Genomic DNA, 15,770 nt, shown 5'->3' with positions numbered 1-15,770 from the left:
TTCCTTGGAATATGTAATTGAAATGCTAAATATTCGAAAAGAGTTCGGTACGTTCGTTGCGAACGACAATATCACGCTCCAATTGCGTAAAGGAGAAATCCATGCACTTTTAGGAGAAAACGGGGCCGGAAAATCGACGCTCATGAACGTGTTGTTTGGTCTTTATCAGCCTGAAGGCGGAGAGATTCGCGTACACGGAAAGAAAGTGGATATTGAAAATCCGAACATCGCCAACGAGCTTGGGATCGGAATGGTCCATCAACACTTTATGTTGGTTGAAAAATTCACAGTCACTGAAAATATCATTCTTGGTCTTGAGCCAAAGAGTGGCATCACAATCGATCGCGCCACGGCTCGTAAGAAGGTCATGGAGATTTCGGAGCAATACGGACTTAGAATTGATCCGGATGCGAAGATTGAAGATATTTCAGTCGGCATGCAACAACGTGTAGAAATTCTGAAGACGCTCTATCGTGGAGCAGATATTCTGATTTTTGATGAACCGACGGCAGTGTTGACACCACAAGAGATTCAAGAACTTATCCAAATTATGAAACGTCTGATTGCTGAAGGTAAGTCGATCATCTTGATTACGCACAAGCTGAAGGAAATCATGCAAGTCGCGGACCGATGTACTGTCATTCGTCGTGGACGCTATATCGGCACAGTCGAAGTGGATGAAACGGTGAATGAAGACAGTCTTGCAGAGATGATGGTCGGACGCGAAGTTAACTTTGATGCAGAATATTCGAAAGCCGATCCACAACAAGTCGTTCTCGACGTTCAAAACCTCGTCGTCAAAGACAGTCGCGGTTTGAAAGTCGTCGAAGGATTGGACTTGCAGATTCGCGCCGGAGAAGTACTTGGAATTGCCGGGATTGACGGCAATGGTCAGACAGAATTGATTGAAGCTATCTCTGGGTTGAAAAAGCCGGAGTCCGGTAAAGTCCTGCTCAATGGAAAAGATGTGACGGGACACACGCCGCGTAAGATGACCGAGGCAGGAATCGGACACATTCCTCAAGACCGTCATAAACATGGTCTCGTACTTGATTACTCGATTCGTGACAACATGGTACTTCAAACGTACTATAAAGAACCATTCTCGAAACGAGGTCTCATGAATTATAAGGCTGTTGCTGAGAAGGCGAAGGCGTTGATTGAGAAGTTTGACGTCCGAACTCCATCAATTGATGTTCCAGCTCGTGCTCTCTCGGGAGGGAACCAACAGAAAGCGATCATCGCACGTGAAGTCGATCGCTCACCAGATTTACTCATCGCCGCTCAACCGACTCGTGGTCTCGACGTCGGTGCGATTGAATTCATTCACGAGCAGCTTATTAAAGAACGTGAAAAAGGACGTGCCGTCCTACTCATTTCGTTTGAGCTAGATGAGATTTTACACGTATCCGACCGTATTGCTGTTCTCTACGAAGGGAAAATTGTAGGGATTCGTGATCCGAAAGAGACGACGGAACAAGAACTTGGCTTCTTGATGGCCGGCGGTCAGAGAGGGGACGAAACAGAATGAAAAAATTAAGTTTAAACCAACTTCTCATTCCATTCCTATCCATCATTTTAGGACTGCTCGTCGGGGCCATCGTCATGTTGATTGGTGGATACGACCCAGTTCAAGGGTTTATCTCATTATTTGAGGGGATGTTTGGTAGTCCGTATGCCGTCGGTGAAACATTACGTGCTGCAGCCCCGCTCATCTTCTCGGGTCTTGCGGTTGCATTCGCCTTCCGTACAGGACTATTCAACATCGGGGTAGAAGGACAAGTGTTGATCGGCTGGGTCGCAGCCGTTTATGTAGGGATTAACTTCGACTTACCGATGTTCATCCATTTACCGCTCGCGCTCCTCGCGGCAATGGTCGCAGCTGCAATTTGGGCGTTCGTTCCTGGATTCTTGAAAGCGAAGTTTTACGTGCATGAAGTCATCACGTCAATCATGATGAACTATATCGCGCTATACACGACGAACGCGATTTTGCGTAGCGTCATCGGCGTAACGAACGAGCGTACAGAGTCAATCAACGACTCGGCGTCTCTCGCCTCGCCATGGCTCCAAGAGTTGACGACGTATTCACGTCTTCACTGGGGTGTGCTTGTCGCAGTACTTGCGGCAATCGTATACTACTATATCCTTCAACGTACGACACTCGGTTATGAGTTACGTGCCGTCGGATTCAACAAACATGCATCACAATACGCAGGGATGAGCGTCAACCGTAACATCGTCCTATCGTTCGTCATCTCTGGTATGTTCGCCGGTCTCGCTGGTGCGATGGAAGGTCTCGGAACATTCGGCAGTATGACCCTCTCGGCATCGTTCACTGGTGTCGGATTTGACGGGATTGCCGTCGCCCTTCTTGGTGCGAACACTGCGATTGGTGTCATTTTAGCAGCGATTCTCTTCGCAGGGTTGAACATCGGTGGATTGGCGATGCAGCTCGGTGCGAACGTACCATCTGAGCTCGTCAAAGTCATCATCGCAGCCATCGTCATCTTTGTAGCGTCTGGATATGCGATCAACTATGTCGTTGAGAAACTTAAAGGAAATCGTAAGAAAGGAGTGGAGAAAAAATGAACTTCTTAGAAGTCCTTTATATCGTCGTTCCGGTTGCGCTTGCCTATGCGACTCCACTCATTATCGCAGCACTTGGTGGAATCTTCAGTGAACGTTCTGGTGTCGTCAACATCGCCCTTGAAGGAATCATGGTCATCGGTGCCGCGACAGGAATCATCACGACGCTCACCTTGACTGATTTAGGTGTTGGTGCCTCTAGCCCATGGATTGCCTTGCTTGTCGCCATGGTGGTCGGCGCGTTGTTCTCCCTCTTCTTGGCCGTTCCTGCCATCCTTTGGCGTGCGGACCAGACGGTTCTCGGGGTGGCGATCAACATGCTCGCCATCGGTCTCGCTATCTTCGTCGTTCGTGTTCTTTACAACAAAGGGCAGACGGACTTTATCGAGTACCGGATCGCGAAAGAAAATGTACCCTTTTTATCCGATATTCCCGTGTTGAAGATGTTCTTTATCAACGTCCAATACACGTCGTTCGTTGCGATCGCCTTGGCGTTCGTCGTCTGGTTCGTCATCTTCAAGACGCCGTTTGGACTTCGTCTTCGTTCGGTCGGTGAACATCCGATGGCCGCTGATACGATGGGAATCAACGTCACGAAAATGCGCTTCATGGGCGTCATGCTCTCTGGTGCATTTGGTGGTCTTGCCGGAGCGGTTTATGCTGTGACGGTCACGACGAACTTCAGCGGAACGACCATCGTTGGTCAAGGGTTCTTGGCGATTGCCGCAATGATTTTCGGTAAATGGAATCCGCTCGGAGCGCTTGGTGCCGGATTGTTCTTTGGATTCGCTCAAGCCCTTTCGATCATCGGAAGCAACTTGCCGGTCATCAATAACGTGCCGCAACTCTTGCTCTTGATTGCACCATACGCGCTCACGATTCTCGCTCTCGCTGGACTCGTTGGTCGTGCGGATGCGCCGAAGTCAGTCGGTATCCCATATATTAAAGGGAAACGTTAATTCGAGATAGGACATATGTCCATTTCATCCAGGTTGTTTGGCGCTTAAGCCAAACAACCTTTTTTGATATACTTGTCTAGAGATGTCATGATTAGACTAGGTTACATGCGAAAACATAAAAAAGACATATCAGTCACAGGACAGATATGTCTTTCGCGATTATTCGAATTTTAAAGCGTCGCCGTCAAACGACTCGTCCGCTACTTTGATCGAGTCTGTCGGACAACCCTCGAATGCATCCATCATGTCTTCGTATAGCTCATCTGGGATTTCAACAGTACCTGTGTTGTCATCCATCAAGTTGAACGCAAGACCTTCATCATCATAATCGTAAATATCTGGTGCTGCCGCGCCGCAAGCTCCGCATGCGATACATGTATCTTTATCGACGATTGTAAATTTTGCCATGATAATAACCCTCCAAACGGTTCGTTTCTCTTAGAAATCATTCTACTGACTATGAGTAATTGTAGTCTACATACCCAATTATTTCAATGAGGAAACGAGCGTCTTTTTGGTAGGATAATGATTTTTTTAAGGAAGTGACGATTTGGTTCATTTAGCGGATGGAGTTCTACTGCTGGCCATTAAACGATTAAATGGAGAACGGAGTGAGCGAAGTCTCTACCATGTCCTGAATGGAAAGCGCTCGGCCACGACTCTACAGGACGCATTTTTTTATGACTTAGAGCCTCTTTTTGGACAGTTTCCACAAACGACTTATTCGTATGAATCTGTCCTGAAACAACTTGAGAAACGAGGATGGCTCGACCGTAAACGATTCAGATTGACAGAGGCGGGAGAAATGCTGGCTTCACCTGAATCGGTCGAGCAACTATTCAATCGGTTGGGCGGGGAACGCCGTGATTTTAATGCGACGACGTGGAAACGCTTGAGTTTATTCGTGCAGACGTTCATGTCAAAAGAACATGCCCGGACATTCTATCCGGTACAAGCCGATCGTCCGGCAGAGCAATGGGTCAAGCAGTTGTTACATCTTGATCGAGATTGGAAAGCGCTCATGCGAACGTTTCATCAAGAGATTGAACAAGCACTTGAACAAATCGGGGACCCGTATGCGACGGCCGTCGTCTATCGATTCACAGGAGCGTTTGAGACGGGTCTGACGTATGAACAAATCGCCAGCCTGCTTCATGTTGATGCCGAGACGGCTCGTTTGTATTTTTTGGCCGGATGGAACGAACTGTTGATGGTCTTGCCGGATGATGCCAAACTACGGGGGTTTACGTACGGCTTATCGACGGACCGGATGACCTATTCAGCACGTGAGTCATATGAGTTGTTCTTAAAGGGATACACGTTCCAACAGGTTCAAGCGAAACGGCGTTTACGTACGAGTACGATTGAAGACCATGTCGTCGAGATGGCGATGTATTTAGAAGTCTTCCCGCTCGAACAATTTGTACCGATGGAGGATGTGGTCACGATTGAAGAGTTGCGGCATCCGGATAGCTGGGCGTTGAAACCGGTATTTGAGAAAATGGGGCGTGTCAGTTATTTTCAAATTCGACTCGTCTTCGCCAGACTGAAACGAGGTGAGAGTTTTGTATGAAGCGACATTAAAACGAGTGTTCGGGTATGAATCGTTTCGCCCTGGACAACACGACATCATACATGCCGTGATCGAAGGGCAGGATGTATTGGCCGTCATGCCGACGGGGGCGGGAAAATCGCTGACGTTCCAACTTCCTTCTTATATTAAAAATCAAGGGCTCACGGTGATTGTCTCGCCATTACTCTCACTCATTGAGGACCAGATGCTGCATATACGAGAACGGGGAGAGCGTGGTGTCGCTCGTTTGACGTCGATGGAATCGGCTGAAGAGAAGCAGGACATCATCAACCATTTGAAACGTTACCGTTTTTTATATCTTTCACCTGAACAATTGGCCGTTCCTTATGTGACGCGTGCTCTGGCGAATGTGAAAATTCAAATGCTCGTCATTGACGAGGCGCACTGTATCTCACAATGGGGGCATGAGTTCCGTCCTGAGTATGCGCGTTTAGGTGAGTTGCGAAAACAGATTGGGAGTCCCCAGTGTATGGCGGTCACGGCGACGGCGCCAGAAGGCGTGAAACAGGACATCATTGAAAAGCTGGCACTGTTCTCACCTGAACAATTCGTCCACTCTGCCAATCGTCCGGAAATCCGATTGTTGGTTGAACGGTTGGAAAAGGAGAAGAAACTTGACCGATTGAAAGAGTTGATTGAAGAGATTCCCAAACCTGCAGTCGTTTACACGGCGACCCGTCGCGAGGCAGAGGCGTTAGCCTTTGAGCTAGAGGATGCATTGTTTTACCATGGAGGCATGTCTACGGAAGACAGGCGACTCGTGCAGTCCCAGTTTTTACGGGACGAAGTGTCGGTCATGGTATGCACGAGTGCGTTCGGGATGGGTGTGAACAAAGACAACGTCCGTTCTGTCGTTCATTTTCAGTTGCCGGCTACCGTCGAGGCATACATGCAGGAAATCGGACGAGCGGGACGTGACGGGCAACCCGCATTCGCGGTCCTTCTATATGCCGATGGCGACGAACGCATCCAGCAATTTTTAATCGACGGGCAGTACCCGAAAGACGAGGACATGCGACTAGCCTATTTTGAACGTGAGAACGGGACGTCGCTCGCGCAACTACCAAGGTTGTTACGCATGAATGAAGAAGACCCGAAGTTTCTCCTGCTGAAGCAATTGTTGACAGAACGTTCGCTTCAAGAAGCACTCGATTGGGTAAAGGAAAGAAAGCGTGATCGGTATCGTCAACTCGGACAGATGATGGATTATGCCCTCATCCGGACATGCCGACGCGATTACTTGCTTCGTTATTTTTCCGAACAAACGGTCGACCAAGAAGAATGCTGTGATGTTTGTGGGCCGAATCCGTTCCCGGATACACTGCAAATCGTCCGAAAAAATGTGACAGAATGGAAAATTCGGTTGACGCAAATCTTTTCCTTTGAATAATATCATAGTAAAATGATAAAAAAGGTAAAGGAGGGCATACGTTGCGACATCGGAATCAGGCGGATTCTTTACGCGAGCAATTGGCGGACACGTTGCCGTCTCGAGCTGAGAGGCAAGAGGGCGAACGGAAGAGGAAGTTAAATGATAACTGGATGAAGCGCCCGTTGGCGATGACATTAACCTTCGCCATGCTAGCGATTATTCTCATTTTCATATATATCGGGCGACACGCCATATTTTAAACGAGGTGCGGACAGAGTTCGCATCTTTTTTTATTCTTAAAAAGTTCTCGATTGCACAATAAAAGGGGTAAACCTATTGCGTTGAGGATATACTTATATCATAAGAACGAGTAAGAGAGGAGGGCGGAGATGCCGAAATACTCCATTAAAACCGTGGCGACCTTGACCGGCGTCAATCCGACGACAATTCGCGCTTGGGAACGTCGCTATCAATTTATCGTGCCGAGCCGAACAGAATCCGGTCACCGCCTATATTCAGATCAAGATGTCGAAAAAATCAAGTGGGTCGTGGACAAGCAGAAAGAAGGGCTTTCTGTCTCACAAGCCATTCAACAACTTCATCAAGCGCCTGAGCCAGAACCGACAACGGCCAAACTGTACGATGAGGAGTTGAAAGACGGGCTGCTCCATGCGTTGCTCTCATTTGATGAACGGACGGCCCATGATTTGATCAATCGTGCGTTTAATACGTTCAGTTTTGAAAAAGTGACGAAGGATGTGATTGGGCCACTGCTCATGGAAATCGGTTCACGATGGGAGGATGGCTCGATTACCATCGCCCATGAGCATTTCGCCACGGCATTTTTACGAGCGCGACTTTCGACGCTGTCCCTTCAAATGCCGATGAACCCCTTCCTGCCACGTATCACGTGTGTCTGTGCACCTGGGGAGATGCATGAGATCGGATTATTGTTTGTCACGCTCTATTTGCGTCAACATGGATACGACGTCATCTTTTTGGGAGCGGGTTTCCCGAAAGAAGATTTGAGTAAAGCGTTACATGATATCGACACGTCTTGTCTCATCTTCGCATGTACGTTGACTGAGCATATTCCGAACTTGTTAGAGGCGATGGATTTTATTCAAAACGAGCATCCTGACTTAAAAATCGGTGCCGGTGGATATGCGGTCAGCCTGGAGAGAGGTCGATTCAATGGGTCATTTCTTGGCGACGCTCCTGAAGAGTGGACAAAATGGTTATCAACTATTTGACACGGGATGAAAACGGGAGTAGCTTATTATTAGGATTGACTATTCACTGGAGGTTTTCGATTGAGATTTGAAAAACAAACAAAAGAACATCTTCGTGTATATGTGACTGCGAATGAGCTCTCGTTACGTGGAATCGCCATCGATACGATCGTGGGGGAAAACGGTCAGCAACTGTGGAAAGAACTACTTGAAACAGCAGAAAGTGAGTACGGATTTTCACCGCAAGGAGCGGTTGATTTGAATGTGACAATGTTTCCTCGCGATGGACTCGTCATCGATGTTCAAAAAGGTGAAGCGATTGCTGAGCTCGATGTCGAACAGGTCGAGATTCGATTGACGATTGATGTGATCCATCATTTGATTTATCAGTTCGATGACATTGAAGATGTGATCAACGCCTCGATTCGTCTGTTCCCGCATATACATGAAACCGAGCAGGGTGGGACGCTTTATCATTACAACGGTCGTTACTATCTTCACTTCGTTGAGGTGCTTCCTTCACAAGTGGAAGAACGACTCGCGGCCATTTTGTCCGAGTACGGCAAGACGACTACGGTCAGCCCGTACGTTATGATGGAATACGGAAAGACGATTCAAACTGAACAAGCCGTGAAAGAGCTGTACGATGCATTCGCATGAGTACGGCTTTTTTTACTTTTCTGTTCCTATTGTTTTTAGGATGTCCGTGTTATGATTAGACTTGAATTTTCAGTAGTTAGTTGAAGGAGAGATTGGAATGAAAGTCGCTGTTTTATATGGTGGAGTGTCAGGAGAACGAGAGGTATCCCTCACGAGCGGGCAAGGAATGATAGAAGCGTTGACGGAACGTGGTCATGAGGTCACGGCCATTGACTTTCATCCGGAACGTGCGAACGAGTTATTAACGCTGGACGTCGACGTCGTCGTCAGTGCGTTGCACGGGAAGTATGGTGAAGATGGTCGTGTGCAATCGTTATTAGAAATGGCTGGGATTCCTTACACGGGATCAGGTGTTTTGGCATCTGCACTGGCGATGGACAAGGCGAGAGCGAAGATCATCTTCGCGGCATCCGGGATCCGAGTCGCGCGTGACGTCTTAATCGAGTCACGGGAATCGATCGATGCAAAAGTCGCTGAGTGGGGGATGGAATTCCCATGTGTCGTCAAACCAGCGCAGGAAGGATCGTCGAATGGTCTGACGATTGCCATGGACGAAGCGATGTTACGTGAAGGAATTGAAAAGGCGTTTGCTTGTGATTCAGCGGTACTTGTCGAACAGTACATCAAAGGGAAAGAGCTGACAGTTCCCGTCATCGGGAACTTCGGGAAGGAAGAGGCTCTTCCTGTCATTGAAATCATTCCAAAAAATGAATTTTACGACTATGAATCGAAGTATACAGAAGGTGGTTCGATTCATGTCTGTCCGGCTGAAATCTCGGACGATTTGACATCAGAGGTTCAACAGGCGGCAGTCCTGGCGCATCGCGCGCTCGGTTGTTCAGGATATTCGCGCTCTGACTTCCTCGTTTCAGAAGAAGGCAAAGCCTACATTCTAGAGACGAATACGTTACCGGGCATGACGCCGCTTAGCCTGTTTCCGGATAGTGCTAAGACAGTCGGAATCTCGTACGGTGAGCTTTTGGAACGCTTTATCGAGCTCGCACTTGAGCGCGTAGCGAAGTAAGACATCTGAATCACGTCATCCATTAAGAAAACGCTTTCATTATTTTTGAAAAGCCCTTTCAAATTGAACGCGTATCAGCTATACTTTTAAACGAATACGAGGTTAATTCTTGGGGGAGAATTGACAATTTAGGGGAGGAAACCTTCATGATTACGGATCAAGAAAAAGGTCATCAAAAACGAAAAAACATCTTGGAATCGACACAAGAGGTAATTCACGAAGCTTTAGATAAACTCGGCTATCCAGATGAGATGTACGAGTTATTAAAAGAACCGCTTCGCATGCTGACCGTTCGGATCCCTGTTCGCATGGACGATGGCTCAACGAAGATCTTCACAGGCTATCGCGCTCAACACAATGATGCGGTCGGACCGACTAAAGGGGGAATTCGGTTCCACCCGAGCGTAACGGAGGTAGAAGTCAAAGCATTATCTGTATGGATGAGTTTAAAAGCAGGAATCGTCGACTTGCCTTACGGTGGTGGGAAAGGCGGAATCGTCTGTGACCCACGCGAGATGAGTTTCCGTGAAATCGAACGTTTAAGTCGCGGATACGTCCGGGCCATCAGTCAAATTGTTGGACCGACAAAAGATATCCCAGCTCCGGACGTGTTCACAAACTCACAGATCATGGCATGGATGATGGATGAATACAGTCGCATCGATGAATTCAACTCACCTGGATTCATCACAGGAAAACCGCTCGTTCTTGGAGGGTCGCATGGTCGTGAGACCGCGACGGCAAAAGGCGTGGCCATCATGATTCGTGAAGCGGCACTCCGTCGCGGAATCGAATTGAAAGGTGCACGGGTCGTCGTCCAAGGATTCGGAAACGCGGGAAGTTTCCTTTCTAAATTCATGTACGATGCAGGGGCGAAAGTCATTGCAGTCAGTGACGCGTATGGAGCCATCCATGATGAGAACGGTCTCGATATCCCTTACTTGTTAGATCGTCGCGATTCATTCGGTACGATTTCGACATTGTTTAAAAATACGATCTCAAACAAAGAAATGTTAGAGCTCGATTGTGATATTTTGGTTCCGGCTGCGATCGAGAACCAAATTACAGAAGACAATGCGGATGCGATCAAAGCATCGATCGTGGTCGAGGCGGCCAACGGTCCAACGACGAACGAAGCAACGAAAATTTTGACTGAACGTGGAATTCTCCTCGTGCCTGACGTGTTGGCGTCAAGTGGTGGGGTTACGGTGTCATACTTCGAATGGGTACAAAACAACCAAGGTTACTATTGGACGGAAGAAGAAGTTGAGGAGAAACTTGAAAAAGTACTCGTTCACTCGTTCAATACGGTATACAATACATCTTCAGCCCGTAAAGTCGATATGCGTCTCGCCGCCTACATGGTCGGTGTACGCAAAATGGCGGAAGCTTCACGTTTCCGTGGGTGGGTCTAATCAAAAAAAGTTCGGTCAACTCAAGTTGACCGAACTTTTTTATACGTTAATGCGGTTCGCAATCGCATCGGCAATCGCCTTGCCGTGGAATCTACCGTTCTCAATGAAGATTTTGTTCGCATCGTTTCCGGCTGCGACCACGCCGGCGATGAAGAGGTGTTCGACATTTGTTTCGTACGTGTCCTCATCGTACGTCGGGACACCACTCTCTTCATCGATCGCAATGCCTGCACTTTCGAACAGGTGGTGGTCGGGCTGATAACCGGTCATCGCGAAAACATGATCTGCATAGACATGTTTCTCTTCACCATGTTGACGGTAGTAAACCCCATCATCGGTGATGCGTTCGATTGTCGCCTCAAACTCCATTCGAACTTTCTCATGACGGACGAGTGAATCGAAGTTTGGGAGGACCCATGGTTTGACGGAAGGGCTATAGGAATCCCCTCGATAGAGCACCGTCACATAGGCACCGGCCTTTTCGAGTTCGATTGCCGCATCGACAGCGGAGTTTTTCCCGCCGATGATCGTGACGTGTTGTCGATAATAAGGATGTGCCTCGTTGAAATAGTGATGGACGTGCGGCAACGTTTCGCCAGGCACGTCAAGCAGACGAGGGCGGCCATAATAGCCTGTTGCCAATATCACATAGTCCGCTTCGCGAACGGTTTCACCACGTCGTTCATGTCTCGATGTCACAACGAATCGGTCATTCTCTTTATCGACCGACTCGACCGTTTCGAATGGGTGGACGTTTAAACCAGTACGTGTGACGACTTCTCGATAATAGACGAGTGCATCTTGACGACGTGGCTTCAAATCCTTACATATGAACGGAATGTCTCCGATTTCGAGCAGGCTTGCAGACGAGAAGAACGTTTGATGCGTCGGGTACCGATAGATGGCGTCGACGATGTTCCCACGCTCAATCACCGTACAAGAGACTCCAATCTTCTCGAGTTCGATGGCGGCCGAGAGGCCACATGGTCCGGCACCTACAATAATCGCTTGTTTGTTCACTGAATATCACCTCTTTGCTCATTGTAGGGAAGGGGGCGCAGTTGCGCAAGGTTATTGCTGGAAACTAAAACTATGTTCCATGACTGACTGGGATGAGCCGGACTCGAGTTCAACGAGAAGTCGTAAACGAGCTTTTTGTGAATTCAATCCGTTTGAAAAAATGACACCCATCTCTTTCAGTTGTTTGCCACCCCCATCGTAACCGTAAACATCTTGAACGATTCCATTGAAGCAACGGCTGACGATTACGACGGGAATCTCTTTGACTAAATGTTCGAGTGCGGATAAGAGGGACGGCGGAACATTCCCTTGTCCTAACACCTCGAGGACGAGTCCGTCGTATCCAAGCGTAATTACAGATTCGAGTAAATCCGGTTCCATGCCTGCGACGACTTTCAATACGGCTACACGTTTTGAAATGGACGAAATCATTTTCGGCTGTCTCGTCGCCGGTTGGCTATAGATGAGTACGTGGTCCTTTGTGACCATACCCACGTTACCAAAGTGTACAGACTTGAATGTGTCGACTGAAGATGTGTGCGTTTTAGTCACGTTGAATGCCGAATGGATCTCACCGTTGAAGACGACGAGCACACCTTTTCCACGAGCCGCTTCGCTCTTGGCGACGCGAAGCGCTGTGATCAAATTAAATTCCCCGTCCGAACCGACCTCGTTCGAGGAGCGCATCGCACCCGTCAACACGATTGGGACAGGAGCGCCGAGCGTGATTTGTAAGAAGTAAGCCGTCTCTTCTAATGTATCGGTACCGTGCGTGATGACGACCCCGTCATACGTGTCTTGTGTCAGTTCACGTTGGATGAACTGTGCCAATTCAAGCATTTTCTCTGGGGTCATGTGAGGTGACGGGATATTTGAAAAGTGTTTTGTCGTAATGTGAGCAATATCCGTCGCTTTCGGAAGGGTGGCGTCGATTGGATTGACGTCGCTCGGTTCGACGTGGCCTGTGCCGGATTGTGACATGGCGATGGTACCGCCGGTGTGGATCAGTAATAAATGATTCATAAGTGTCCTCCTAATTATTTTTATGAAGATTTCCATTTTCTAGGCGTTCTCTACTTTTTCTTTCAGACAATTCAGTGTATGCTAGGGAGAGAAAGGAGAGATGCATCATGATCGCAATCGCCTTGTCTGCGGTTGCACCTGGGCTCGCCCTTCTTTCCTACTTCTATCTGCGCCATGAGTTAGAGGCAGAACCGCTCGGATATGTGATTCGTTCTTTCGTGGCCGGAGCCGTTCTCGTGTTCCCGATCATGTTTATCCAATATGCGTTCGTTGAAGAGGGAGTGCTTACTGGACCGTTTTGGCAGGCGTATGTCGCCACTGCCCTGCTTGAGGAGTTTTTTAAATGGTTTATGATTTATTATACAATATATATACATAAAGTCTTTGATGATTACTACGACGGGATTCTCTATGCGGTCGCCTGCTCATTAGGCTTTGCGACTTTAGAGAATTTTTTATACTTATGGGTGTACGATTCATTAGAAATTGCGATTTGGCGAGCAATCCTGCCTGTGAGCGGGCACGCTTTGTTCGCCGTCGTGATGGGGTACTGTTTGGGGCGAGCGAAGCATTCGGCACGCGAACGGCTCTGGCTGTTCATGGCAGTCTTTTCCGCGACCGTCATCCACGGAACGTTTGATTTTATTTTGATACTCGAACCGAATCAAAAGCTTCCTGCCGTGCTTTATATCGTCATTTTATGGACCGTGGCACTTTTGCTCGTGCGAGCGGCCAACTTATCCAATCGTCGTCAATTTAAATAAAGGGGAAGAGTCAGAATGTTAAAAGAAGGTCAAGAATTGAGAATCGAAGTGGAAGGGCGTGCAGAGGGGAAGACGAAAATTGCGGCCATCACCGATCAAGTCGTATGGATTGAGTCACCAAGTGACATGACGACACTCAAAACGTTTTTTTTACATGAAGAGGAGGCCATGCGGGTCTTTTTCTTCCAAGGAGACAATCAGCTGTTCGCGTTCGACACGAAAATCGTGAAACGGATCAGCGATGCCCAAATGACATTACGTTATGCGTTCAATTTGCCAGACGAGAAGAAAATCAAGCGGATTCAGCGTCGTGAATATTTACGTGTTCCAGAAATGATTGACGTGACCGTTCTTGCAGCCGATGGGGAAGGTTTCGAATCGTTTGAAACGACATCCCTCGACGTCTCGGCAGGTGGGATGAAAATCATCGCGAACCGTGCCCCGGTCGAAGTGGATGAATCCTTGGTTGTCGTATTTCGAATTGAAGACGAGCAAGGTTCACCTCAGCTCTTCCGTATTAAGAGCCGCCTTGTGCGCGTACATAAGCAGGAAGTGAAGCAAGAACTCTCTTTGGCATTCGAAGATTTGACCCCTCGTGACCAAGAGACGATTTTGCGATACTGCTTCCGTGTTCAGCTTGAAGCGCGAAAGCGGACAGGGTCTGTATTTTCTTCAAGATAAAAAACTGTTATGATGTTCTCGGGATTATTGACCGAGAGGAGGAGGGTATCGGGAACACTCGATACCCGTTTTGTATGAAAAAATCATTACAAATTGCTTTAGATGGACCGGCGGGTGCCGGGAAAAGTACGATTGCCAAGTCGCTTGCGAAACAATTAGGGTATGTGTACATCGATACAGGTGCAATCTATCGGGCGGTAACGTATCGCGCCTTGAATGAAGGGGTTGCGCTCGAAGATGGACCAGCACTTGCTCAGATGATCGAGGGCATGTCACTACGACTCGTCCCATCGGAAGAGGGACAACGCGTTTTTGACGGCGAAGAAGAGGTGACAACTGTCATTCGCTCAAGCGAAGTGACGAATAACGTCAGTTTCGTCGCACGTCAACCTGAAGTGCGTGATGCCTTGATGGACCTTCAACGTGATTTGGCTAAAGAAGGCGGTGTCGTCATGGACGGCCGCGATATCGGGACACATGTCTTGCCGAATGCCGACTTAAAAGTGTTCATGACCGCTTCGGTCGAAGAACGTGCCCGTCGTCGCCATGAAGAAAATGTCTCGAAAGGCATCCCGAGCGACTACGTACAACTGATCGAAGAGATTGCGCTTCGTGACAAACGCGATTCAGAACGTGAGGTGGCACCTTTACGTCAAGCAGAGGATGCCCATTTCCTCGATACGACGACATTAACCATTGACGGAGTTGTTCAAGCGATTGAACAATTAATTGAAGAGGTGAAAGCATGAGCAAGCCATTGAACAATGGACCGTTCGGCATGTATCGATTAGCGAGAGCTGTCGTGAACGTCATTCAACGAGCATCGTTTCGGGTCGAATTCATCGGACGGGAGAACGTTCCGATGGACGGGTCGATTCTCGTCTGTTCGAACCATCAGTCGAATTGGGACCCGGTATTACTCGCCTGTGCGATTCCAAAGCAGCGTCCCCTTCGCTTTTTTGCAAAGAAAGAACTTTTTAGTGTCCCGGTACTGAAGCACATTTTAAATCGGGCGGGTCAAATTCCGGTGTCTCGTGGGGAAGGTGACCGACAAGCGCTTCGTGTCGTGCTTCAAAAGTTGAAAGAGGATGAAGTCATCTCTATCTTTCCGGAAGGAACGCGTTCAAAAGACGGTACGCTTGGAAAGGCACAAGCCGGTGTCGGTTTTTTTGCGATGCGTTCGGATGCGCACATTTTACCGATCGCCATCATTGGCAAGTATAAGTTTCGCGCGAAACTCCGTGTCGTCATCGGGAAGCCGATCGACTTGTCAGAACTGAAAGCACGCAAGGCGAGTGCGCAAGAAGCGGCCGACTTGATCATGGATACGATTGCCGAACTCTACTTGAAGCACTCATTCACGAAGTGAAAAACGGATTGTGGAATTGAGGTTTAAACTTCTTTCAATAGAGGTACAATCTTCATAACGCCTTGACA

Annotated in this window: 17 protein-coding genes; 14 read left to right on the top strand and 3 right to left on the bottom strand. The window is 48.2% G+C overall.

Features of this window, described 5'->3' with window-relative positions; translation table 11 throughout:
• The first annotated feature begins 4 nt into the window (after nucleotides 1–4).
• From KD909_RS08620 to KD909_RS08610, 3 genes are read left to right on the top strand one after another with little or no spacing between them, the layout of a single operon-like run.
• A complete protein-coding gene (locus KD909_RS08620) occupies nucleotides 5–1,531 on the top strand; it encodes an ABC transporter ATP-binding protein (RefSeq protein WP_211781341.1) in 1,527 nt (508 codons plus the stop codon).
• Nucleotides 1,528–2,592, top strand: coding sequence for an ABC transporter permease (locus tag KD909_RS08615; protein ID WP_047795404.1), 1,065 nt, complete (start codon nucleotides 1,528–1,530; stop codon nucleotides 2,590–2,592). The genes KD909_RS08620 and KD909_RS08615 overlap by 4 nt, the downstream gene beginning before the upstream one ends.
• On the top strand, nucleotides 2,589–3,548 hold the full coding sequence (locus KD909_RS08610; protein WP_015881445.1) for an ABC transporter permease: 960 nt from the start codon (nucleotides 2,589–2,591) through the stop codon (nucleotides 3,546–3,548). Before KD909_RS08615 ends, KD909_RS08610 begins: the two co-directional genes overlap by 4 nt.
• Nucleotides 3,549–3,707: 159 nt before the next feature.
• On the opposite strand, the gene KD909_RS08605 is transcribed toward KD909_RS08610, so the two are convergent.
• A complete protein-coding gene (locus KD909_RS08605; RefSeq protein WP_015881446.1) occupies nucleotides 3,708–3,956 on the bottom strand; it encodes a ferredoxin in 249 nt (82 codons plus the stop codon).
• A gap of 142 nt (nucleotides 3,957–4,098) precedes the next feature.
• On the opposite strand from KD909_RS08605, the gene KD909_RS08600 reads away from it, so the two are divergent.
• The 7 genes from KD909_RS08600 (at nucleotide 4,099) to KD909_RS08570 (ending at nucleotide 10,845) form a co-directional block, all read left to right on the top strand.
• Nucleotides 4,099–5,121, top strand: a complete 1,023-nt coding sequence (locus tag KD909_RS08600) for a YpbB family protein (RefSeq protein ID WP_015881447.1) — start codon at nucleotides 4,099–4,101, stop codon at nucleotides 5,119–5,121.
• Nucleotides 5,105–6,532, top strand: a complete 1,428-nt coding sequence (locus KD909_RS08595; RefSeq protein ID WP_249199013.1) for a RecQ family ATP-dependent DNA helicase — start codon at nucleotides 5,105–5,107, stop codon at nucleotides 6,530–6,532. Before KD909_RS08600 ends, KD909_RS08595 begins: the two co-directional genes overlap by 17 nt.
• Nucleotides 6,533–6,573: 41 nt before the next feature.
• Entirely contained in the window at nucleotides 6,574–6,774 is a 201-nt protein-coding gene (locus KD909_RS08590) for a hypothetical protein (RefSeq protein WP_015881449.1), read from the top strand.
• Nucleotides 6,775–6,903: 129 nt separating this feature from the next.
• A complete protein-coding gene (locus KD909_RS08585; protein WP_211781339.1) occupies nucleotides 6,904–7,767 on the top strand; it encodes a MerR family transcriptional regulator in 864 nt (287 codons plus the stop codon).
• A gap of 60 nt (nucleotides 7,768–7,827) precedes the next feature.
• Entirely contained in the window at nucleotides 7,828–8,406 is a 579-nt protein-coding gene (locus KD909_RS08580; RefSeq protein ID WP_015881451.1) for an adaptor protein MecA, read from the top strand.
• A gap of 97 nt (nucleotides 8,407–8,503) precedes the next feature.
• Complete coding sequence (locus KD909_RS08575; protein ID WP_015881452.1) at nucleotides 8,504–9,430, top strand: D-alanine--D-alanine ligase; 927 nt, start codon at nucleotides 8,504–8,506, stop codon at nucleotides 9,428–9,430.
• 146 nt (nucleotides 9,431–9,576) lie between these two features.
• Complete coding sequence (locus KD909_RS08570) at nucleotides 9,577–10,845, top strand: Glu/Leu/Phe/Val family dehydrogenase (RefSeq protein WP_015881453.1); 1,269 nt, start codon at nucleotides 9,577–9,579, stop codon at nucleotides 10,843–10,845.
• A gap of 39 nt (nucleotides 10,846–10,884) precedes the next feature.
• Here KD909_RS08570 and KD909_RS08565 read toward each other — a convergent pair whose 3' ends face one another.
• Together KD909_RS08565 and KD909_RS08560 are read right to left on the bottom strand one after the other, a co-directional pair.
• Nucleotides 10,885–11,865 (bottom strand): YpdA family putative bacillithiol disulfide reductase, encoded by a 981-nt coding sequence (locus tag KD909_RS08565; RefSeq protein ID WP_031421743.1) that lies wholly within the window; start codon nucleotides 11,863–11,865, stop codon nucleotides 10,885–10,887.
• Between the two features lie 51 nt (nucleotides 11,866–11,916).
• Complete coding sequence (locus KD909_RS08560; protein WP_015881455.1) at nucleotides 11,917–12,888, bottom strand: asparaginase; 972 nt, start codon at nucleotides 12,886–12,888, stop codon at nucleotides 11,917–11,919.
• A 107-nt stretch (nucleotides 12,889–12,995) separates the two neighbouring features.
• On the opposite strand from KD909_RS08560, the gene prsW reads away from it, so the two are divergent.
• The 4 genes from prsW (at nucleotide 12,996) to KD909_RS08540 (ending at nucleotide 15,702) form a co-directional block, all read left to right on the top strand.
• Nucleotides 12,996–13,652: a glutamic-type intramembrane protease PrsW gene (gene prsW / locus KD909_RS08555; protein WP_015881456.1), complete on the top strand. Its 657-nt coding sequence runs from the start codon at nucleotides 12,996–12,998 to the stop codon at nucleotides 13,650–13,652.
• A 15-nt stretch (nucleotides 13,653–13,667) separates the two neighbouring features.
• Nucleotides 13,668–14,333: a flagellar brake protein gene (locus tag KD909_RS08550; protein ID WP_031421745.1), complete on the top strand. Its 666-nt coding sequence runs from the start codon at nucleotides 13,668–13,670 to the stop codon at nucleotides 14,331–14,333.
• Between the two features lie 74 nt (nucleotides 14,334–14,407).
• On the top strand, nucleotides 14,408–15,082 hold the full coding sequence (gene cmk, locus KD909_RS08545; RefSeq protein ID WP_211781338.1) for a (d)CMP kinase: 675 nt from the start codon (nucleotides 14,408–14,410) through the stop codon (nucleotides 15,080–15,082).
• Nucleotides 15,079–15,702 (top strand): lysophospholipid acyltransferase family protein, encoded by a 624-nt coding sequence (locus KD909_RS08540; RefSeq protein ID WP_211781337.1) that lies wholly within the window; start codon nucleotides 15,079–15,081, stop codon nucleotides 15,700–15,702. Before cmk ends, KD909_RS08540 begins: the two co-directional genes overlap by 4 nt.
• Nucleotides 15,703–15,770 lie beyond the last annotated feature (68 nt).

The organism is Exiguobacterium sp. PFWT01, from assembly GCF_018255795.1.
Classification (GTDB): Bacteria; Bacillota; Bacilli; order Exiguobacteriales; family Exiguobacteriaceae; genus Exiguobacterium.
This window is presented reverse-complemented; position numbering and strand designations above follow the sequence as displayed.

Coding starts and splice junctions, on each gene's coding strand:
- KD909_RS08615 (WP_047795404.1), top strand. CDS start 1,528: ATGAAAAAATTAAGTTTAAACCAACTTCTCATTCCATTCCTATCCATC.
- KD909_RS08610 (WP_015881445.1), top strand. CDS start 2,589: ATGAACTTCTTAGAAGTCCTTTATATCGTCGTTCCGGTTGCGCTTGCC.
- KD909_RS08605 (WP_015881446.1), bottom strand. CDS start 3,956: ATGGCAAAATTTACAATCGTCGATAAAGATACATGTATCGCATGCGGA.
- KD909_RS08585 (WP_211781339.1), top strand. CDS start 6,904: ATGCCGAAATACTCCATTAAAACCGTGGCGACCTTGACCGGCGTCAAT.
- KD909_RS08575 (WP_015881452.1), top strand. CDS start 8,504: ATGAAAGTCGCTGTTTTATATGGTGGAGTGTCAGGAGAACGAGAGGTA.
- KD909_RS08570 (WP_015881453.1), top strand. CDS start 9,577: ATGATTACGGATCAAGAAAAAGGTCATCAAAAACGAAAAAACATCTTG.
- KD909_RS08560 (WP_015881455.1), bottom strand. CDS start 12,888: ATGAATCATTTATTACTGATCCACACCGGCGGTACCATCGCCATGTCA.
- prsW (WP_015881456.1), top strand. CDS start 12,996: ATGATCGCAATCGCCTTGTCTGCGGTTGCACCTGGGCTCGCCCTTCTT.
- KD909_RS08550 (WP_031421745.1), top strand. CDS start 13,668: ATGTTAAAAGAAGGTCAAGAATTGAGAATCGAAGTGGAAGGGCGTGCA.
- cmk (WP_211781338.1), top strand. CDS start 14,408: ATGAAAAAATCATTACAAATTGCTTTAGATGGACCGGCGGGTGCCGGG.
- KD909_RS08540 (WP_211781337.1), top strand. CDS start 15,079: ATGAGCAAGCCATTGAACAATGGACCGTTCGGCATGTATCGATTAGCG.